Here is a 16,578-nt window from a genome sequence, read left to right on the forward strand (position 1 = left end):
CCGAAAGGGACGCGGGGAACTGCGCGACCAGCCAGAAACCGGCCCGCAGCCAAGAACCGGCAGTCGGTTCCGAGCTCTTGGTACTGCTTAGTACTGCTCGGTCTCGACGAACCCGGCGTCCGCGTCGTCATCGGCCCCGAACGCGTCCGCCGCAGCCGTGGGGTCGAATCCGGGCGGGGAGTCCTTGAGCGCCAGGCCCATACCCGCCAGCTTCGCCTTGACCTCGTCGATCGACTTCGCACCGAAGTTACGAATGTCGAGCAGGTCGGCCTCGGAGCGCGCGACCAGCTCACCCACGGAGTGGATGCCCTCACGCTTGAGGCAGTTGTACGACCGAACGGTGAGCTCCAGCTCCTCGATCGGCAGCGCCAGATCGGCGGCGAGGGCGGCGTCCGTGGGGGACGGGCCCATGTCGATGCCCTCGGCGTCGATGTTGAGCTCGCGGGCCAGACCGAACAGCTCGACCAGGGTCTTACCGGCCGAAGCCATGGCGTCACGCGGACGCATGGCCTGCTTGGTCTCGACGTCGACGATCAGCTTGTCGAAGTCGGTGCGCTGCTCGACACGGGTCGCCTCGACCTTGTACGTGACCTTCAGCACGGGGCTGTAGATGGAGTCGACCGGGATACGGCCGATCTCCTGGCCCACCTGCTTGTTCTGCACGGCGGAGACATAACCGCGGCCACGCTCGACCGTCAGCTCCATCTCCAGCTTGCCCTTGCCGTTGAGCGTGGCGAGGACGAGGTCGGGGTTGTGCACCTCGACACCGGCCGGGGGCGCGATGTCGGCGGCGGTGACCAGACCCGGGCCCTGCTTGCGCAGGTACATCACGACCGGCTCGTCGTGCTCCGAGGAGACGACCAGCTGCTTGATGTTGAGGATCAGGTCGGTGACGTCCTCCTTGACGCCCGGCACGGTGGTGAACTCGTGCAGGACACCGTCGATACGGATGGACGTGACCGCCGCACCCGGGATCGAGGAGAGGAGGGTACGGCGAAGGGAGTTGCCGAGGGTGTAACCGAAGCCCGGCTCCAGCGGCTCGATCACGAACCGGGAGCGGAACTCGTCGACGACCTCTTCGGTCAACGAGGGACGCTGAGCGATCAGCATGAAGTGAATCCTTCAGTCATGGGCACCCGCTATTTGATGCCCTTGAGAACTACAAGGGTACGGGCGATATGGCCATGGAGAGCCATACCGCCCGAAAACCTCAGACCAAGCAGCCGTACGTCCGCCCCGAAGGGTCAGACGCGGCGACGCTTGGGCGGACGGCAGCCGTTGTGCGGGGTGGGCGTGACGTCCTGGATGGAGCCGACCTCGAGACCGGTCGCCTGAAGCGAACGGATGGCCGTCTCACGACCCGAACCCGGGCCCTTGACGAACACGTCGACCTTGCGCATGCCGTGCTCCTGCGCGCGACGGGCAGCCGACTCGGCTGCCATCTGCGCGGCGAACGGCGTGGACTTCCGGGAGCCCTTGAAGCCGACGTGGCCGGCGGAGGCCCAGGAGATCACGTTGCCCGAGGGGTCCGTGATGGAGACGATCGTGTTGTTGAACGTGCTCTTGATGTGCGCGTGGCCGTGAGCGACGTTCTTCTTTTCCTTGCGGCGCACCTTCTTGGCAGCGCCCTGACGACCCTTGGGGGGCATCTATAACTCCTACGGGAGGTGGTCGGTCCTACAGCGAAGACCGCTGGTGAGCGTCCGCTGAGGACTACTTCTTGCCCGGCTTCTTCTTACCGGCGATGGCGCGACGCGGGCCCTTGCGGGTACGGGCGTTCGTGCTGGTGCGCTGACCGCGGACGGGCAGACCACGACGGTGACGGAGACCCTGGTAGCAGCCGATCTCCACCTTGCGGCGGATGTCGGCCTGTACCTCGCGACGGAGGTCACCCTCGGTCTTGATGTTGTTGTCCACGTACTCGCGGATCGCGACGAGCTGCTCCTCGGAGAGGTCGCGAACGCGGGTGTCGGGGTTGACGCCGGTCGCTGCCAGCGTCTCCTGGGAGAGGGTCCGGCCGATGCCGAACACATAGGTGAGGGCAACCTCCACGCGCTTGTCGCGCGGGATGTCAACACCGGAAACGCGTGCCATTCAATGGCTCCTGGTGATTGTCGGAGGTCTTCCGCAGAACCGGTTCCCAGCCGCCGTACCAGGTACGAACTGGGTCCTCGGCCTCCGAGCCGAGGGTGTCAGGCGCAAAGCACACCTGGGTCCTGCGTATGAACATATTCAGCTTGCGTCGCGCGAATCTCTGCGAATCGAGCAGAGGGTCGGTCGTGCGTCAGCCCTGGCGCTGCTTGTGGCGCGGGTTCTCGCAGATGACCATGACCCGACCGTGACGGCGGATCACCCTGCACTTGTCGCAGATCTTCTTGACGCTCGGCTTGACCTTCATGGGGTGAGGTTCTCCGGGTCAGTGCCACCACCCGCATCCCCGGGAGACCGGGGCACGGAGAGCGGGGGCAAGATCTACTTGTAGCGGTAGACGATCCGGCCACGCGTCAGGTCGTACGGAGACAGCTCCACCACGACCCGGTCGTCAGGGAGGATGCGGATGTAGTGCATACGCATCTTGCCGCTGATGTGTGCCAGGACCTGGTGGCCGTTCTGGAGCTCGACCTTGAACATGGCGTTCGGCAGAGACTCGACGACAGTGCCCTCGATCTCGATGGCACCTTGCTTCTTGGCCACGCTTCGCCCTTCGAATCGACTACCTTGATCGACTCCGAGCGACCGAATGAAGACATACGGAAACACGAGAGCCGACGAGTCAGTCTACGTCAGGGCCCCCGGAAACACGAATTCGGGTAAGGATGCCCAAGGCGGAAGATCCTTATGCCGCCCGGCAGGAGCGCCCCTCAAGGGGCGCGGGGAACTGCGCGAGCGACCACGAACCACGCGCACCCGGCAACGAGAACTCAGCCCATCGGATCAGGGGCCGCAGTAATCCCATACTCGGCCAGCTTCGCCTTACCCCCGTCAGGCGCGGTCAGCACCAACGGCCCGTCCACCGTCAACGCCACCGAGTGCTCCCAGTGCGAAGACCACGTGCCGTCGGTCGTCACCACGGTCCAGTCGTCCGCCAGGACCTCCGTCTTCGGCGTGCCCAGAGACACCATCGGCTCGATGGCGAGGCAGAACCCCGGCACCAGCTTCGGCCCCTTCCCCCGCCGCCGCTCGACGTAGTTCAGCAGATGCGGATCCATGTGCATCTCGGTCCCGATGCCATGGCCCCCGTAGTCCTCGACGATCCCGTACTTACCCCCACCCGGCTTCGGCTGCCGGCGGATGTACGTCTCGATGGCCCGGGAGACGTCCACGAGCCGGTTCCCCTGCTTCATCGCGGCGATCCCGGCCCACATGGACTCCTCGGTCACCCGGGACAGCTCAAGAAGCTCCGGTGCGTGACCGGACCCCACGAACGCGGTGTAGGCCGCGTCACCGTGCCAGCCGTCCACGATCGCGCCGCAGTCGATGGAGATGATGTCGCCGTCCTTCAGGACGACCTCGTCGCTCGGGATGCCGTGGACCACGACCTCGTTCACCGACGTGCAGATGGTCGCCGGGAAGCCGCCGTATCCGAGGAAGTTCGACTTGGCCCCGTGCTCCGCGAGCACCTTGCGGGCCACCTCGTCGAGGTCCTTCGTGGAGGCGCCCGGCACGGCGGCCTCCCGGGTGGCCGCGTGGATGGCGGCGACGACCAGCCCCGCCTCGCGCATCTTGGCGATCTGCTCGGGGCTCTTGATCTGCACCATCAGGCTCTCGCCTCTCCACTTCCGGTAAGCATGACTGGGGTCAAGTGTGCCGCAACCATCAATGGGGCAAGCACAGCGGCGAATCACCACGTCCGCGAGAGCGGCGGCGGCTCAGCCGCACAAAGCAGCCGCGGCACCCCTCAAGGGCGCCGCGGCCGACGTACTGATCGACGAGACCTACTTGTCGTCGTCCTCGCGCTTGAGCGCCTCCATGGCGCGCTGGGTGACGTCCTCCACCGGACCGAGGGCCGAGATCGTCACCACGAGGCCCTGGGCCTTGTAGTAGTCGATGATCGGCTCGGTCTGCGTGTGGTAGACCTCCAGGCGCTTGCGGACGGTCTCCTCGGAGTCGTCGTCACGCTGGTACAGCTCGCCGCCGCAGGCGTCGCAGACGCCGTCCTGCTTCGGCTTCTTGTACGTGACGTGGAAGACGTGCGCGGAGTCGTTCCGGCAGATGCGCCGGCCGGCGATCCGCTTGACGACCTCTTCCTCGGGGACCTCCAGGTCCAGCACCGCGTCAAGGTTCATGGACTCGTCCTGGAGCGTCACGTCCAGCGCCTCGGCCTGCGAGACGTTGCGCGGGAAGCCGTCGAGCAGGAAGCCCTGCTCGGCGTCCGGCTGCTCCATGCGGTCCTTGGCCATCGCGATGGTGACCTCGTCCGGCACCAGCTCGCCCTTGTCCATGTAGGACTTCGCGAGTTTGCCGAGTTCCGTCTGCTTGCTGATGTTGGCCCGGAACAGGTCGCCCGTGGAGATGTGCGGGATCGACAGGTTCTTGGCGAGGAACGCGGCCTGCGTTCCCTTTCCCGCACCCGGCGGCCCGACGAGGACGATTCGCATCAGCGGAGGAACCCTTCGTAATTGCGCTGCTGGAGCTGGCTCTCGATCTGCTTCACCGTCTCCAGACCCACACCCACGATGATCAGGATGCTGGTACCGCCGAACGGGAAGTTCGCGTTCGCCCCGAAACCGGCCAACGCCATCGTCGGCACCAGAGCGATCAGACCCAAGTACAGCGAACCCGGCCAGGTGATCCGGTTGAGCACGTAACTCAAATACTCAGCGGTCGGTCGGCCAGCCCGGATGCCCGGGATGAAGCCACCATACTTCTTCATGTTGTCCGCGACTTCCTCGGGGTTGAACGAGATGGCCACGTAGAAGAAGGCGAAGAAGATGATCAGGAAGAAGTAGACCGTGATGTGCGCCGGCGCGGCCGTGTCGGCCAGGTTGCTGGTGATCCAACTCGCCCAGCCGGCCGTGGAGTTCGAGAACTGCACGATGAGCGCCGGGATGTAGAGCAGCGACGAGGCGAAGATCACAGGGATGATGCCCGCCTGGTTGACCTTCAGCGGAATGTAGGTCGACGTGCCGCCGTAGGACCGGCGGCCGATCATGCGCTTCGCGTACTGGACCGGAATACGGCGCTGGGCCTGCTCGACGAAGACCACGAGCGCGACCATGACCAGGCCGACGGCGATGACGGTGCCGAACTCGATCCAGCCGCCCGCCAGGTCACCCTGCTCCTTGATGGCCCACAGAGCGGACGGGAAGGTGGCGGCGATCGAGATGAACATCAGGATCGACATGCCGTTGCCGATGCCGCGGTCGGTGATGAGCTCACCGAGCCACATGACGAGCGCCGTACCGGCGGTCATGGTGATGACCATGACCATGGTGGTGTAGATCGAGCGGTCGGGAACGATCTGGCCGGCCATCTGGCAGCCGCTGAACAGCGAGCCGCTGCGGGCGGTGGCGACCAGGCCGGTGCCCTGAAGGATCGCCAGGGCCACCGTCAGGTAACGGGTGTACTGCGTGATCTTCGCCGTGCCGGCCTGCCCCTCCTTCTTCAGGGCTTCCAGACGCGGGATCACCACGGTCAGCAGCTGCAGAATGATGCTCGCCGTGATGTACGGCATGATGCCGAGCGCGAAGATCGTGATCTGCAGCAGCGCGCCACCACTGAACATGTTCACGAGACCGAAGAGACCCTGGTTCGTCTGGGCCTGGTCGATACAGAACTGGACAGCGGTGTAGTCGACACCGGGGATCGGCACATGGGTGCCGACCCGGTAGATCACGATGATGCCGAGCGTGAAGAGCAGCTTCTTGCGCAGGTCGGGCGTCTTGAACGCCCGGGCGAACGCGGTGAGCACGGTGCCTCCTGCGACCCCCGCGCTACTGCGTCAAGGGTGACGGTTTTGAGATCTGATGAGGACGACTTACGTAACGTTTAACTGCCGCGTCGAGTGCCCGGTTAGGGGTCCCCTGTGAAAACGGACAGTGCAGGCCACCTTACCGGCGGGACTGCCTCCCTTGGAACGACCAACCGGGGATACCCCATTTGTGGGGTATCCCCGGTCGGGATCGCTCAAGTCATCGAGACACCTGATGTGTTCAGACGAGCTCGGTGACGGTACCGCCGGCGGCGGTGATCTTCTCCTTGGCGGAGCCGGAGACGGCGTCGACCGTCACCTGCAGCGCCACGGAGATCTCGCCCTGGCCGAGGACCTTGACGAGGCTGTTCTTGCGGACGGCACCCTTGGCGACCAGGTCGGCAACGGTGACCTCCCCACCCTCGGGGTAGAGGGCGGCGATCTTGTCCAGGTTCACAACCTGGAACTCGACCTTGAAGGGGTTCTTGAAGCCCTTCAGCTTCGGGAGACGCATGTGGAGGGGCATCTGGCCACCCTCGAAGCGCTCCGGAACCTGGTAGCGGGCCTTCGTACCCTTGGTACCACGACCGGCCGTCTTACCCTTCGACGCCTCACCACGACCGACACGGGTCTTCGCGGTCTTGGCGCCCGGGGCGGGACGGAGGTTGTGGATCTTGAGCGGGCTGTTCTCCGCCATGATCAGTCGACCTCCTCGACCGTCACGAGGTGGCGGACGGTGTGCACCATGCCGCGGAACTCGGGGCGGTCCTCCTTGACGACCTGCGTGTTGATGCCCTTGAGACCAAGGGAACGCAGGGTGTCACGGTGGTTCTGCTTGCTGCCGATGTACGACTTCGTCTGCGTGATCTTGAGCTGAGCCATTACGCAGCACCAGCCCCGGCACGCGCACGCAGCAGAGCCGCGGGAGCGACGTCCTCGAGGGGCAGACCACGGCGAGCCGCGATCTCCTCGGGACGCTGCAGGCCCTTGAGGGCCGCCACGGTCGCGTGCACGATGTTGATCGCGTTGGACGAGCCGAGCGACTTCGACAGGATGTCGTGCACGCCGGCGCACTCGAGCACGGCACGCACCGGGCCACCGGCGATAACGCCGGTACCGGGGGAAGCAGGCTTGAGCAGGACGACGCCCGCGGCCTTCTCGCCCGTGATCGGGTGCGGGATGGTGCCCTGGATACGGGGGACCTTGAAGAAGTGCTTCTTGGCCTCCTCAACACCCTTGGCGATGGCGGCCGGCACCTCCTTGGCCTTGCCGTAACCGACACCCACGGTGCCGTCACCGTCGCCCACTACGACGAGCGCAGTGAAGCTGAAGCGACGACCACCCTTCACAACCTTGGCGACGCGGTTGATCGCGACAACGCGCTCAACGTACGCGGTCTTCTCGGCGGCAGCTGCGCCGCCGTCACGGCCCTTCCGGTCCCGCCGCTCGCCGCCACCGGCACCGCCACCGCGGCGCTGGGGTCCAGCCATTGGATTTACCTCTCTCTTTCCGCTAGCTACGCAGCGAGCTCAGAACTTGAGCCCGGCCTCGCGGGCGGCGTCGGCCAGGGCCGCGATGCGACCCGCGTACCGGTTACCACCTCGGTCGAACACAACGGCCTCGACACCGGCGGCCTTGGCACGCTCGGCGACCAGGGCGCCGACCTTGCCGGCCTGCGCCGACTTGTCCTCCGACGCACCACGGATGGACGAGTCCAGGGTGGACGCCGACGCAAGGGTGTGACCCTTGAGGTCGTCGATCACCTGGGCCACGATGTGGCGGTTCGAGCGGGTCACGACCAGGCGGGGACGCTCAGCCGTACCGTTGACCTTCTTACGGATCCGGATGTGGCGCCGCTTGATGGCTGCACGCTTGTAAGCGTCGCCCTTAGCGATCTTCGTACCGTATGCCATGGCTTACTTACCCGCCTTTCCGACCTTGCGGCGGATGACTTCGCCCTCGTACTTGACGCCCTTGGCCTTGTACGGGTCGGGCTTGCGCAGCTTGCGGATGTTGGCCGCAACCTCGCCGACCTTCTGCTTGTCGATGCCCTCGACCGAGAACCGCGTCGGGTTCTCGACCTTGAAGGTGATGCCCTCGGGCGCCTCGACGGTGATCGGGTGGCTGTAGCCGAGCGCGAACTCGAGGTTCGAACCCTTGGCCTGCACGCGGTAACCGACACCGCTGATCTCGAGCTTCTTCACGTAACCCTGGGTCACGCCGGTGATCATGTTCGCCACCAGCGTGCGGGACAGGCCGTGCAGGGCCTTGCTCTGACGCTCGTCGTTGGGGCGGGTGACGTTCAGAACGCCGTCCTCACCCTTGGCGATCTCGATCGGCGCCACGACGGTGTGGGTCAGCGAGCCCTTGGGACCCTTGACCGAGACCGTCTGGCCGTCGATGGTGACGTCCACGCCGGCGGGAACCGTGATGGGGAGCTTGCCAATGCGCGACATAGCTGTTTCCTCCGTTCCCTTCCGCTACCAGACGTAGGCGAGAACTTCTCCGCCTACGCCCTTCTTGCCGGCCTGCTTGTCGGTGAGGAGCCCGTGGGACGTGGAGATGATCGCCACGCCGAGGCCGCCGAGCACCTTGGGCAGGTTGGTGGACTTCGCGTAAACCCGGAGACCGGGCTTGGAGATCCGCTTGATGCCCGCGATGGAGCGCTCACGGTTGGGGCCGAACTTCAGCTCCAGGACGAGGTTCTTGCCGACCTCGGCGTCCTCGACCTTCCAGCCCGTGATGAAGCCCTCCTGCTGGAGGATCTCCGCGATGTGAGACTTGATCTTCGATGCCGGCATCGTCACGGAGTCGTGGTATGCCGAGTTCGCGTTCCGCAGACGCGTAAGCATGTCTGCGATCGGATCAGTCATGGTCATGAATTGGCCTTCGGCCTCTCTCGCCGGGGTTTCCTGTATGCGCCATCCCTCTCCCCACTCGGTGGCGGGACGGGTGCGGTGCGGGGACCTACGGCGTAGTAAGTCGTACGGGCTACCGTCAGGCGCCCAACCCTCCAAGCCTAAGCCATGGATGGGTGGGCGCCTGACACGCCCAGTGCTTACCGAGAGCTTCGGGAGTCCCTAAAAGGAGGGACTACCAGGAGCTCTTGGTCACGCCCGGCAGCTCGCCACGGTGAGCCATCTCACGGAGGCACACGCGGCACAGGCCGAACTTGCGGTACACGGAGTGCGGACGGCCACACCGCTGGCAGCGGGTGTACGCGCGCACGGCGAACTTGGGCTTACGAGCAGCCTTGGCAATCAGAGCCTTCTTCGCCATCTCGCTCACGCCTCCTTGAAGGGGAAGCCGAGGTGACGGAGGAGCGCGCGGCCCTCAGCGTCGTTGGTCGCCGTGGTCACCACGGTGATGTCCATACCCCGGGTGCGGTCGATCTTGTCCTGGTCGATCTCGTGGAACATGACCTGCTCGGTGAGACCGAAGGTGTAGTTGCCACGGCCGTCGAACTGCTTGGGGGACAGACCACGGAAGTCGCGGATGCGCGGAAGCGCGAGCGACAGGGTGCGGTCCAGGAACTCCCACATGCGGTCGCCACGGAGTGTGACGTGGGCACCGATCGGCTGGCCCTCACGCAGCTTGAACTGCGCGATGGACTTACGGGCCTTGGTGACGGCCGGCTTCTGACCGGTGATCGTGGTGAGGTCGCGGATGGCGCCCTCGATCAGCTTGGAGTCGCGGGCGGCGTCGCCCACACCCATGTTGACCACGATCTTGACGAGGCCGGGGATCTGCATGACGTTCTCGTACTTGAACTCGTCACGCAGCTTGCCCGCGATCTCCTCGCGGTACTTCGTCTTGAGACGCGGAGTCGTGGTGGTAGCCATCAGATGTCCTCACCCGTCCGCTTGGCAACGCGAACCTTGTTGCCCTCGTCGTCGAAGCGGTAACCGACACGCGTGACGACCTTCTTGCCATCCTTCTCAACGACCAGCTGGACGTTGGAGACGTGGATCGGCGCCTCGGTCGTGACGATGCCACCGGCCTGCGAACCCTTGGCGGTCGGGCCGGCCTTGGTGTGCTTCTTGACCCGGTTGACACCCTCGACCAGGACACGGTCCTCGCGGGGGAAGGCCGCGATGACCTTGCCCTGCTTGCCCTTGTCCTTACCGGTGATGACCTGGACCAGGTCGCCCTTCTTGATCTTCATGCTTACAGCACCTCCGGCGCGAGCGAGATGATCTTCATGAACTTCTTCTCGCGCAGCTCACGGCCGACCGGGCCGAAGATACGGGTGCCGCGAGGGTCGCCGTCGTTCTTCAGAATGACGGCGGCGTTCTCGTCGAAGCGGATGTACGAGCCGTCCGGACGGCGGCGCTCCTTGACGGTGCGAACGATGACCGCCTTGACGACGTCACCCTTCTTCACGTTGCCACCGGGGATCGCGTCCTTGACGGTGGCGACGATGACGTCACCGATGCCCGCGTAGCGGCGACCGGAGCCACCGAGCACACGGATGCAAAGGATTTCCTTCGCACCAGTGTTGTCGGCGACACGCAGTCGCGACTCCTGCTGGATCACGTCTATCTCCTGATTGTCTGCCGGTTCCCCGGGGGCCGTTCAGTGAACGGCCCCCGGAGCCTGGCGGAACTGTCCTGCGAGGGGCGCCTCGCAGGAAATTACTTGGCCTTCTCGAGGATCTCTACGACGCGCCAGTGCTTCGTGGCGGACAGCGGCCGGGTCTCCATGAGGAGGACACGGTCGCCGACGCCTGCGGCGTTCTGCTCGTCGTGAGCCTTGAGCTTGCTCGTGCTACGGATGACCTTGCCGTACAGGGCGTGCTTCTTGCGGTCCTCGACGGCGACGACGACGGTCTTGTCCATCTTGTCGGCGACGACGATGCCCTCACGAGTCTTGCGGAAGCCGCGCGTCTCGGTGTTCGTCTCAGTCACGTTGTTCTCGCTCATCAGGCGCTCTCCACCGTTTCGATGCCCAGCTCACGCTCGCGCATCAGGGTGTAGATCCGCGCGATGTCCTTGCGGACCGCCTTGAGACGGCCATGGTTCTCAAGCTGTCCGGTCGCCGCCTGGAAGCGGAGGTTGAACAGCTCTTCCTTGGCTTCGCGAAGCTTCGCCAGAAGCTCCTCGTCACCCAGCTCGCGCAGCTCGGACGCCTTGGTACCGGCCGACATCACGCTTCACCTGCCTCGCGCTTGACGATCCGGCACTTCATCGGCAGCTTGTGGGCTGCGCGAGTCAGGGCCTCACGGGCGATCTTCTCGTTGGGGTAGGACAGCTCGAACATGACCCGTCCCGGGTGCACGTTCGCGATCCACCACTCCGGCGAACCCTTACCGGAACCCATGCGGGTCTCGGCAGGCTTCTTCGTGAGCGGGCGGTCCGGGTAGATGTTGATCCAGACCTTGCCGCCACGCTTGATGTGGCGGGTCATCGCGATACGGGCCGCCTCGATCTGGCGGTTGGTCACGTACGCCGGCGTGAGGGCCTGAATGCCGTACTCGCCGAACGCGACCGTCGTACCGCCCTTGGCCTGACCACGGCGCTTCGGGTGGTGCTGCTTGCGGTGCTTGACCCTACGGGGGATCAGCATGTCGGTCAGGCCTCCGTTCCGGTGCTCTCAGCCGGAGCGGACGCGGGAGCCTCGGCCTTGGGGGCCTCGGCGCCGGCAGCCTGCTGCGGCTTGCGACCGCGCCCGCCACGCTCGCCACCGCGGCCACCACGGGCCGGGCGGTCGGCGCCGCCACCGCGAGCCGGGCGGTTACCCGCACGGGCGGCAGCGTTCTCGGCGCGGACCTCGGCGATGTTCTTCACGTCGCCCTTGTAGATCCAGACCTTCACACCGATGCGGCCGAAGGTCGTCTTGGCCTCGAAGAAGCCGTAGTCCACGTTCGCGCGGAGCGTGTGCAGGGGCACACGGCCCTCGCGGTAGAACTCCGAGCGGGACATCTCGGCGCCACCGAGGCGGCCACCGCACTGGATCTTGATGCCCTTGGCGCCGGCCTTCATCGCCGACTGCATGCTCTTACGCATGGCGCGGCGGAAGGAGACGCGGGAGGAGAGCTGCTCGGCGACGGCCTGAGCAACCAGCTGAGCGTCCGTCTCGGGGTTCTTGACCTCGAGGATGTTCAGCTGGACCTGCTTGCCCGTGAGCTTCTCGAGGTCACCGCGGATGCGGTCGGCCTCGGCGCCACGGCGGCCGATGACGATGCCCGGACGCGCGGTGTGGATGTCCACACGCACACGGTCGCGGGTGCGCTCGATCTCCACCTTCGAGATACCGGCGCGCTCCATGCCGGACGTCATCATCCGACGGATGGCGACGTCTTCCTTGACGTAGTCCTTGTACAGCTTGTCGGCGTACCACCGGGACTTGAAGTCCGTGGTGACACCGAGCCGGAACCCATGCGGGTTAACCTTCTGGCCCATTACCGGGTTCCTTCCTTGCTGCTGACGACCACGGTGATGTGGCTGGTCCGCTTGCGGATCCGGTAGGCACGGCCCTGGGCACGCGGACGGAACCGCTTCAGGGTCGGGCCCTCGTCCACGTACGCCTCGCTGATGACCAGCGAGGAGGCGTCCGTGTGGTCGTAGTTGTGTGCGGCGTTGGCGATGGCGCTGTCCAGCACCTTGCCGACCGGCACGCTCGCGGCCTGCGGGGCGAAACGCAGGACCGCCTGAGCCTCCGTGGCGTCCATGCCACGGATGAGGTCCACCACGCGGCGGGCCTTCATGGGCGTGACGCGGATGTACCGCGCCTGGGCCCTGGCTTCCATGGTTGTCCTTCCAGTGTCTGTCATGGTCATTCCACCCCGCGGTTAGCGGCGCTTCGACTTCCGGTCGTCCTTGACGTGACCCCGGAAGGTGCGCGTCGGCGAGAACTCGCCGAGCTTGTGGCCGACCATCGACTCGGTGACGAACACCGGAATGTGGGTCTTGCCGTTGTGCACCGCGATCGTGTGGCCGAGCATGGCCGGGACGATCATCGAGCGACGGGACCAGGTCTTGATGACGTTCTTGGTGCCGGCTTCGTTCTGTACGTCCACCTTCTTGATCAGGTGGTCGTCGACGAAGGGCCCCTTCTTGAGACTGCGCGGCATCTAAACCCGCTCCTAGCGCTTCTTGTTCGTCTTGCGGCGGCGGACGATGTACTTGCTCGAAGCCTTCTTCGGCGAGCGAGTACGACCCTCCTTCTGACCCCACGGGGAGACCGGGTGGCGACCACCGGAGGTCTTGCCCTCACCACCACCGTGCGGGTGGTCAACCGGGTTCATCGCCACACCGCGGACGGTCGGACGGACGCCCAGCCAGCGCTTGCGGCCGGCCTTGCCCCAGTTGATGTTGCTCTGCTCGGCGTTGCCGACCTCGCCGACGGTGGCGCGGCAGCGCACGTCGACCAGGCGGATCTCACCGGACGGCATGCGGAGGTGGGCGTAGGCGCCCTCCTTCGCGAGCAGCTGCACGGAGGCACCGGCGGAGCGGGCGAACTTGGCACCGCCACCGGGACGGAGCTCGATCGCGTGGATCGTGGTACCGACCGGGATGTTGCGGAGGGCCAGGTTGTTGCCCGGCTTGATGTCGGCCCCGGGACCGTTCTCCACGCGGTCACCCTGCTGCAGGTTGCGCGGGGCGAGGATGTAGCGCTTCTCGCCGTCGGCGTAGTGCAGCAGCGCGATGCGCGCGGTGCGGTTGGGGTCGTACTCGATGTGCGCGACCTTCGCCGGCACGCCGTCCTTGTCGTGACGACGGAAGTCGATCACGCGGTAGGCGCGCTTGTGTCCGCCACCCTGGTGGCGAACGGTCACACGACCGGCGTTGTTACGGCCGCCCTTGCTGTGCAGCGGGCGGACCAGCGACTTCTCCGGCGTGGACCGCGTGATCTCGACGAAGTCGGCGACGCTGGAGCCGCGACGGCCCGGCGTAGTCGGCTTGTACTTGCGGATTCCCATTTCTCAGTCCTCGTCCGATATCGGACGATCCGACCCGCTTACGCGGTCGGACCGCCGAAGATGTCGATACGGTCGCCCTCGGCAAGGGTCACGATGGCGCGCTTGGAGCCGGCACGCTGACCGAAACCGGTCTTGGTGCGCTTGCGCTTGCCGATGCGGTTGATCGTGTTGACCCCGGTGACCTTGACCGAGAAGACCGCCTGGACGGCCTGCTTGATCTGGGTCTTGTTGGCGCCGGGCGCGACGATGAAGGTGTACTTGCCCTCGTCGAGCAGCGCGTAGCTCTTCTCCGACACGACCGGCTTCAGCAGCACGTCACGGGGGTCCGTGAACGCCTTGCTGGGCGCGGTGACGACGGTGTTCTTGCCCTCGGTGGCGTGGCGCTTCGCCTTGGCGACGCGCGCGGCCTTCGCGGCCTTGGCGGCCTTGGAGGCAATGCTCGGGTGACGCGTAGCCATCAGGCCTCGCTCCCTTCGGTGTCGTTGGCCTTGTTCGGGCCGGACACGAAGGACTCAAGGGCGGCCTGGGTGAAGACCACATCGTCCGAGACGATCACGTCGTACGTGTTCAGCTGGCCCGGCTCCAGGATGTGGACCTGGGGCAGGTTGCGGGCGGAGAGCCACGCGGCCTCTTCGGCGCGCTCGACGACCAGGAGCAGGTTCTTGCGCTCCGAGATCTTGCCGAACAGCGACTTGGCGGCCTTGGTGGACGGGTTCTCGCCCTCGATCACGCCGGAGACGACGTGGATGCGGTTGTGGCGGGCCCGGTCGGTGAGGGCGTGGCGCAGGGCCGCGGCCTTCATCTTCTTCGGGGTCCGCTGCGAGTAGTCACGCGGCTGCGGGCCGTGGACGACGCCACCACCGGCGAACTGCGGCGCGCGGGTCGAGCCCTGACGGGCGCGGCCGGTGCCCTTCTGGCGGTACGGCTTCTTGCCGCCACCACGGACTTCGCCGCGGGTCTTGGTCTTGTGCGTGCCCTGGCGGGCAGCGGCGTTCTGCGCGACGACGACCTGGTGGATCAGCGGGATGCTGACCTTCTCCACGCCGAAGATCTCCGCGGGGAGCTCGACGCTTCCGGTCTTCTCGCCGGCAGGCGAAAGGATGTCAACAGTGCTCATCGGTACCTCAGGCCCCCTTGGCCGCGGTGCGGACCAGGACGAGGCCGCCGTTCGGACCGGGAACCGCGCCCTTGATGAGCAGCAGACCCTTCTCCGCGTCAACGGCGTGGACGGTCAGGTTCTGGGTGGTGACCCGCTCGTTGCCCATGCGACCCGCCATGCGGAGGCCCTTGAACACACGGCCCGGGGTGGCGCAGCCACCGATGGAACCGGGAGAGCGGTGCTTGCGCTGGGTGCCGTGTCCGGCGCCGAGGCCCTTGAAGTTGTGACGCTTCATGACACCGGCGAAGCCCTTGCCCTTGCTCTTGCCGGTCACGTCGACCTTCACGCCGGCCTCGAACACCTCAGCGGTGATCTCCTGGCCGAGCGTGTACTCGGAGGCGTCCGCGGTGCGGATCTCGACGAGGTGGCGACGGGGGGTGACGTCGGCCTTGGCGAAGTGGCCCTTGAGGGGCTTGTTCACCTTGCGCGGGTCGATCTCGCCGAAGGCGATCTGGACCGACTCGTAGCCGTCACTGTCGTTCGTACGGACCTGGGTCACGACGTTCGGGCCGGCCTTGACGACGGTGACCGGAACAACACGGTTGTTCTCGTCCCACACCTGCGTCATGCCGAGCTTCTCGCCCAGGATGCCCTTGATCTGCTTGGTCATTCTCAGCTCACCGACCCCTAGAGCTTGATCTCGATGTCGACACCGGCCGGGAGGTCGAGTCGCATCAGAGAGTCAACGGTCTTGGGGGTGGGGTCGAGAATGTCGATCAGGCGCTTGTGCGTGCGCATCTCGAAGTGCTCGCGCGAGTCCTTGTACTTGTGCGGCGACTTGATGACGCAGTACACGTTCTTCTCAGTGGGCAGCGGCACCGGGCCCGCGACCGACGCACCAGTGCGCGTCACCGTCTCGACGATCTTCTTCGCCGAGGAGTCGATGACCTCGTGGTCGTAGGCCTTGAGCCGGATGCGGATCTTCTGTCCCGCCATGGCTACTCAGTAGTCCTTTGTCTCGTTTAACGCTCTGGAACCCGGTGTTCCGTTACCCGCTCCTCCGACCCACGCGGTCGGGTGTGTCGCGCTGTCACTGACACAGATGCCCCTTGTTCGAACATCCCTGCCGGGAAGCACGGCCCTTCCGGAACCGCAAGCCGAGGACGAAAGGCCCACCGGGTGCCTGGCCGGCGCCGCACTGACACTTCCCGAAAGATTCCCGTACGTCCGCCCCAGCGCTGCCATCAGGCAGTTAGGGCGACGAGTACTGTGGGACTCGCTTCCGGTCCTCCCGGCGGGAGGCGCGCAGCATCAACACTCGACCGAGCAACCCCGCTAGTCTGCCATACGGCGCAGCGCCTCCGCCAATCGAGCCGGAGAGATTACCCCGAGAGTGACGCAGGTCAAACCTGGAGGGGTTCCCCGGGAGCCGGGGCCGACCCCAGGAGGCCCGGCAAGGCTTCTGTGCACACCTGCGGCGGCGGCCAGGGCGGCCGCGGGGCGAGAAAGACGTCCCGCCCGTCGGACACGTTGACCAGCGAAGAGGCCGTGCCGACAAGGCCGGCGCCAAATCACCCCCCCCCATCGCGGGTACTCCGTTCAGCCTCTTGTTTGGCGAATACTCAACCAATTAACCACCGTTCATCG

Annotated in this window: 29 protein-coding genes; all 29 read right to left on the reverse strand. The window is 65.8% G+C overall.

Features of this window, described 5'->3' with window-relative positions:
• Window positions 1-87: 87 nt before the first annotated feature.
• The 29 genes from JIX56_RS17115 to rpsJ all read right to left on the reverse strand — a co-directional run bounded on the left by JIX56_RS17115 (window position 88) and on the right by rpsJ (window position 15,927).
• Window positions 88-1,110: a DNA-directed RNA polymerase subunit alpha gene (locus JIX56_RS17115; protein ID WP_003966937.1), complete on the reverse strand. Its 1,023-nt coding sequence runs from the start codon at window positions 1,108-1,110 to the stop codon at window positions 88-90.
• Between the two features lie 134 nt (window positions 1,111-1,244).
• Window positions 1,245-1,649 (reverse strand): 30S ribosomal protein S11, encoded by a 405-nt coding sequence (gene rpsK, locus JIX56_RS17120; RefSeq protein ID WP_003956432.1) that lies wholly within the window; start codon window positions 1,647-1,649, stop codon window positions 1,245-1,247.
• Between the two features lie 64 nt (window positions 1,650-1,713).
• Complete coding sequence (gene rpsM / locus JIX56_RS17125; protein WP_005481202.1) at window positions 1,714-2,094, reverse strand: 30S ribosomal protein S13; 381 nt, start codon at window positions 2,092-2,094, stop codon at window positions 1,714-1,716.
• Window positions 2,095-2,284: 190 nt separating this feature from the next.
• Window positions 2,285-2,398, reverse strand: a complete 114-nt coding sequence (gene rpmJ, locus JIX56_RS17130) for a 50S ribosomal protein L36 (protein ID WP_003998809.1) — start codon at window positions 2,396-2,398, stop codon at window positions 2,285-2,287.
• A gap of 74 nt (window positions 2,399-2,472) precedes the next feature.
• Entirely contained in the window at window positions 2,473-2,694 is a 222-nt protein-coding gene (infA, locus tag JIX56_RS17135; RefSeq protein WP_003948620.1) for a translation initiation factor IF-1, read from the reverse strand.
• A 227-nt stretch (window positions 2,695-2,921) separates the two neighbouring features.
• A complete protein-coding gene (gene map / locus JIX56_RS17140; RefSeq protein ID WP_257541664.1) occupies window positions 2,922-3,758 on the reverse strand; it encodes a type I methionyl aminopeptidase in 837 nt (278 codons plus the stop codon).
• A gap of 177 nt (window positions 3,759-3,935) precedes the next feature.
• Window positions 3,936-4,598, reverse strand: a complete 663-nt coding sequence (locus JIX56_RS17145; RefSeq protein WP_257541666.1) for an adenylate kinase — start codon at window positions 4,596-4,598, stop codon at window positions 3,936-3,938.
• Window positions 4,598-5,911 (reverse strand): preprotein translocase subunit SecY, encoded by a 1,314-nt coding sequence (gene secY, locus JIX56_RS17150; RefSeq protein ID WP_257541668.1) that lies wholly within the window; start codon window positions 5,909-5,911, stop codon window positions 4,598-4,600. Before secY ends, JIX56_RS17145 begins: the two co-directional genes overlap by 1 nt.
• A gap of 241 nt (window positions 5,912-6,152) precedes the next feature.
• Window positions 6,153-6,608 (reverse strand): 50S ribosomal protein L15, encoded by a 456-nt coding sequence (gene rplO / locus JIX56_RS17155; protein WP_257541670.1) that lies wholly within the window; start codon window positions 6,606-6,608, stop codon window positions 6,153-6,155.
• A gap of 2 nt (window positions 6,609-6,610) precedes the next feature.
• Window positions 6,611-6,793, reverse strand: coding sequence for a 50S ribosomal protein L30 (gene rpmD / locus JIX56_RS17160; protein WP_005481207.1), 183 nt, complete (start codon window positions 6,791-6,793; stop codon window positions 6,611-6,613).
• Window positions 6,793-7,401, reverse strand: coding sequence for a 30S ribosomal protein S5 (gene rpsE / locus JIX56_RS17165; protein WP_007384078.1), 609 nt, complete (start codon window positions 7,399-7,401; stop codon window positions 6,793-6,795). The genes rpmD and rpsE overlap by 1 nt, the downstream gene beginning before the upstream one ends.
• 39 nt (window positions 7,402-7,440) lie before the next feature.
• Window positions 7,441-7,824 carry a 50S ribosomal protein L18 gene (gene rplR / locus JIX56_RS17170; protein ID WP_005481210.1) on the reverse strand — a complete coding sequence of 128 codons (384 nt, stop codon included), beginning with the start codon at window positions 7,822-7,824 and terminating at the stop codon, window positions 7,441-7,443.
• A gap of 3 nt (window positions 7,825-7,827) precedes the next feature.
• Window positions 7,828-8,367, reverse strand: a complete 540-nt coding sequence (gene rplF / locus JIX56_RS17175) for a 50S ribosomal protein L6 (protein WP_257541672.1) — start codon at window positions 8,365-8,367, stop codon at window positions 7,828-7,830.
• 24 nt (window positions 8,368-8,391) lie between these two features.
• A complete protein-coding gene (gene rpsH, locus JIX56_RS17180; protein ID WP_007384075.1) occupies window positions 8,392-8,790 on the reverse strand; it encodes a 30S ribosomal protein S8 in 399 nt (132 codons plus the stop codon).
• Window positions 8,791-9,004: 214 nt separating this feature from the next.
• Window positions 9,005-9,190, reverse strand: coding sequence for a type Z 30S ribosomal protein S14 (locus tag JIX56_RS17185; protein WP_004571834.1), 186 nt, complete (start codon window positions 9,188-9,190; stop codon window positions 9,005-9,007).
• A gap of 5 nt (window positions 9,191-9,195) precedes the next feature.
• Window positions 9,196-9,753: a 50S ribosomal protein L5 gene (rplE, locus tag JIX56_RS17190; protein ID WP_020135807.1), complete on the reverse strand. Its 558-nt coding sequence runs from the start codon at window positions 9,751-9,753 to the stop codon at window positions 9,196-9,198.
• Complete coding sequence (gene rplX / locus JIX56_RS17195; protein WP_149825917.1) at window positions 9,753-10,076, reverse strand: 50S ribosomal protein L24; 324 nt, start codon at window positions 10,074-10,076, stop codon at window positions 9,753-9,755. The genes rplE and rplX overlap by 1 nt, the downstream gene beginning before the upstream one ends.
• 2 nt (window positions 10,077-10,078) lie before the next feature.
• Window positions 10,079-10,447 carry a 50S ribosomal protein L14 gene (gene rplN, locus JIX56_RS17200; RefSeq protein WP_003998823.1) on the reverse strand — a complete coding sequence of 123 codons (369 nt, stop codon included), beginning with the start codon at window positions 10,445-10,447 and terminating at the stop codon, window positions 10,079-10,081.
• Window positions 10,448-10,545: 98 nt separating this feature from the next.
• Window positions 10,546-10,833, reverse strand: a complete 288-nt coding sequence (gene rpsQ / locus JIX56_RS17205; protein WP_257541674.1) for a 30S ribosomal protein S17 — start codon at window positions 10,831-10,833, stop codon at window positions 10,546-10,548.
• Window positions 10,833-11,057: a 50S ribosomal protein L29 gene (gene rpmC, locus JIX56_RS17210; RefSeq protein ID WP_003998824.1), complete on the reverse strand. Its 225-nt coding sequence runs from the start codon at window positions 11,055-11,057 to the stop codon at window positions 10,833-10,835. The genes rpsQ and rpmC overlap by 1 nt, the downstream gene beginning before the upstream one ends.
• Window positions 11,057-11,476, reverse strand: coding sequence for a 50S ribosomal protein L16 (gene rplP / locus JIX56_RS17215; RefSeq protein ID WP_004927269.1), 420 nt, complete (start codon window positions 11,474-11,476; stop codon window positions 11,057-11,059). The genes rpmC and rplP overlap by 1 nt, the downstream gene beginning before the upstream one ends.
• Window positions 11,477-11,481: 5 nt before the next feature.
• Window positions 11,482-12,312 (reverse strand): 30S ribosomal protein S3, encoded by an 831-nt coding sequence (rpsC, locus tag JIX56_RS17220; protein ID WP_257541676.1) that lies wholly within the window; start codon window positions 12,310-12,312, stop codon window positions 11,482-11,484.
• Complete coding sequence (gene rplV / locus JIX56_RS17225; RefSeq protein ID WP_004571827.1) at window positions 12,312-12,659, reverse strand: 50S ribosomal protein L22; 348 nt, start codon at window positions 12,657-12,659, stop codon at window positions 12,312-12,314. Before rplV ends, rpsC begins: the two co-directional genes overlap by 1 nt.
• Window positions 12,660-12,701: 42 nt before the next feature.
• A complete protein-coding gene (gene rpsS, locus JIX56_RS17230) occupies window positions 12,702-12,983 on the reverse strand; it encodes a 30S ribosomal protein S19 (RefSeq protein ID WP_003948639.1) in 282 nt (93 codons plus the stop codon).
• A gap of 12 nt (window positions 12,984-12,995) precedes the next feature.
• Window positions 12,996-13,832 carry a 50S ribosomal protein L2 gene (gene rplB / locus JIX56_RS17235; protein ID WP_033528344.1) on the reverse strand — a complete coding sequence of 279 codons (837 nt, stop codon included), beginning with the start codon at window positions 13,830-13,832 and terminating at the stop codon, window positions 12,996-12,998.
• A 38-nt stretch (window positions 13,833-13,870) separates the two neighbouring features.
• Window positions 13,871-14,290: a 50S ribosomal protein L23 gene (gene rplW, locus JIX56_RS17240; RefSeq protein WP_152171195.1), complete on the reverse strand. Its 420-nt coding sequence runs from the start codon at window positions 14,288-14,290 to the stop codon at window positions 13,871-13,873.
• Window positions 14,290-14,949 (reverse strand): 50S ribosomal protein L4, encoded by a 660-nt coding sequence (gene rplD / locus JIX56_RS17245; protein ID WP_257541678.1) that lies wholly within the window; start codon window positions 14,947-14,949, stop codon window positions 14,290-14,292. The genes rplW and rplD overlap by 1 nt, the downstream gene beginning before the upstream one ends.
• Before the next feature lie 7 nt (window positions 14,950-14,956).
• A complete protein-coding gene (gene rplC / locus JIX56_RS17250) occupies window positions 14,957-15,601 on the reverse strand; it encodes a 50S ribosomal protein L3 (protein WP_257541680.1) in 645 nt (214 codons plus the stop codon).
• A 17-nt stretch (window positions 15,602-15,618) separates the two neighbouring features.
• Entirely contained in the window at window positions 15,619-15,927 is a 309-nt protein-coding gene (gene rpsJ, locus JIX56_RS17255) for a 30S ribosomal protein S10 (RefSeq protein WP_003948644.1), read from the reverse strand.
• Between the last annotated feature and the right edge of the window lie 651 nt (window positions 15,928-16,578).

Source organism: Streptomyces sp. CA-210063, assembly GCF_024612015.1.
Lineage (GTDB): Bacteria > Actinomycetota > Actinomycetes > Streptomycetales > Streptomycetaceae > Streptomyces.

What these genes read in the sequence shown, in the direction of transcription:
- rpmC (WP_003998824.1), bottom strand. Translation starts at nt 11,057, where the DNA reads ATGTCGGCCGGTACCAAGGCGTCCGAGCTGCGCGAGCTGGGTGACGAG.
- rpsQ (WP_257541674.1), bottom strand. Translation starts at nt 10,833, where the DNA reads ATGAGCGAGAACAACGTGACTGAGACGAACACCGAGACGCGCGGCTTC.
- rpmJ (WP_003998809.1), bottom strand. Translation starts at nt 2,398, where the DNA reads ATGAAGGTCAAGCCGAGCGTCAAGAAGATCTGCGACAAGTGCAGGGTG.
- rpsS (WP_003948639.1), bottom strand. Translation starts at nt 12,983, where the DNA reads ATGCCGCGCAGTCTCAAGAAGGGGCCCTTCGTCGACGACCACCTGATC.
- rpsC (WP_257541676.1), bottom strand. Translation starts at nt 12,312, where the DNA reads ATGGGCCAGAAGGTTAACCCGCATGGGTTCCGGCTCGGTGTCACCACG.
- rplW (WP_152171195.1), bottom strand. Translation starts at nt 14,290, where the DNA reads ATGGCTACGCGTCACCCGAGCATTGCCTCCAAGGCCGCCAAGGCCGCG.
- rpmD (WP_005481207.1), bottom strand. Translation starts at nt 6,793, where the DNA reads ATGGCTCAGCTCAAGATCACGCAGACGAAGTCGTACATCGGCAGCAAG.
- rplO (WP_257541670.1), bottom strand. Translation starts at nt 6,608, where the DNA reads ATGGCGGAGAACAGCCCGCTCAAGATCCACAACCTCCGTCCCGCCCCG.
- rpsH (WP_007384075.1), bottom strand. Translation starts at nt 8,790, where the DNA reads ATGACCATGACTGATCCGATCGCAGACATGCTTACGCGTCTGCGGAAC.
- rplB (WP_033528344.1), bottom strand. Translation starts at nt 13,832, where the DNA reads ATGGGAATCCGCAAGTACAAGCCGACTACGCCGGGCCGTCGCGGCTCC.
- rplR (WP_005481210.1), bottom strand. Translation starts at nt 7,824, where the DNA reads ATGGCATACGGTACGAAGATCGCTAAGGGCGACGCTTACAAGCGTGCA.
- map (WP_257541664.1), bottom strand. Translation starts at nt 3,758, where the DNA reads ATGGTGCAGATCAAGAGCCCCGAGCAGATCGCCAAGATGCGCGAGGCG.
- rplV (WP_004571827.1), bottom strand. Translation starts at nt 12,659, where the DNA reads ATGGAAGCCAGGGCCCAGGCGCGGTACATCCGCGTCACGCCCATGAAG.
- rplF (WP_257541672.1), bottom strand. Translation starts at nt 8,367, where the DNA reads ATGTCGCGCATTGGCAAGCTCCCCATCACGGTTCCCGCCGGCGTGGAC.
- rplD (WP_257541678.1), bottom strand. Translation starts at nt 14,949, where the DNA reads ATGAGCACTGTTGACATCCTTTCGCCTGCCGGCGAGAAGACCGGAAGC.
- rplC (WP_257541680.1), bottom strand. Translation starts at nt 15,601, where the DNA reads ATGACCAAGCAGATCAAGGGCATCCTGGGCGAGAAGCTCGGCATGACG.
- JIX56_RS17185 (WP_004571834.1), bottom strand. Translation starts at nt 9,190, where the DNA reads ATGGCGAAGAAGGCTCTGATTGCCAAGGCTGCTCGTAAGCCCAAGTTC.
- JIX56_RS17145 (WP_257541666.1), bottom strand. Translation starts at nt 4,598, where the DNA reads ATGCGAATCGTCCTCGTCGGGCCGCCGGGTGCGGGAAAGGGAACGCAG.
- rpsM (WP_005481202.1), bottom strand. Translation starts at nt 2,094, where the DNA reads ATGGCACGCGTTTCCGGTGTTGACATCCCGCGCGACAAGCGCGTGGAG.
- rplX (WP_149825917.1), bottom strand. Translation starts at nt 10,076, where the DNA reads ATGAAGATCAAGAAGGGCGACCTGGTCCAGGTCATCACCGGTAAGGAC.
- rpsE (WP_007384078.1), bottom strand. Translation starts at nt 7,401, where the DNA reads ATGGCTGGACCCCAGCGCCGCGGTGGCGGTGCCGGTGGCGGCGAGCGG.
- rpsJ (WP_003948644.1), bottom strand. Translation starts at nt 15,927, where the DNA reads ATGGCGGGACAGAAGATCCGCATCCGGCTCAAGGCCTACGACCACGAG.
- rplE (WP_020135807.1), bottom strand. Translation starts at nt 9,753, where the DNA reads ATGGCTACCACCACGACTCCGCGTCTCAAGACGAAGTACCGCGAGGAG.
- JIX56_RS17115 (WP_003966937.1), bottom strand. Translation starts at nt 1,110, where the DNA reads ATGCTGATCGCTCAGCGTCCCTCGTTGACCGAAGAGGTCGTCGACGAG.
- rpsK (WP_003956432.1), bottom strand. Translation starts at nt 1,649, where the DNA reads ATGCCCCCCAAGGGTCGTCAGGGCGCTGCCAAGAAGGTGCGCCGCAAG.
- rplP (WP_004927269.1), bottom strand. Translation starts at nt 11,476, where the DNA reads ATGCTGATCCCCCGTAGGGTCAAGCACCGCAAGCAGCACCACCCGAAG.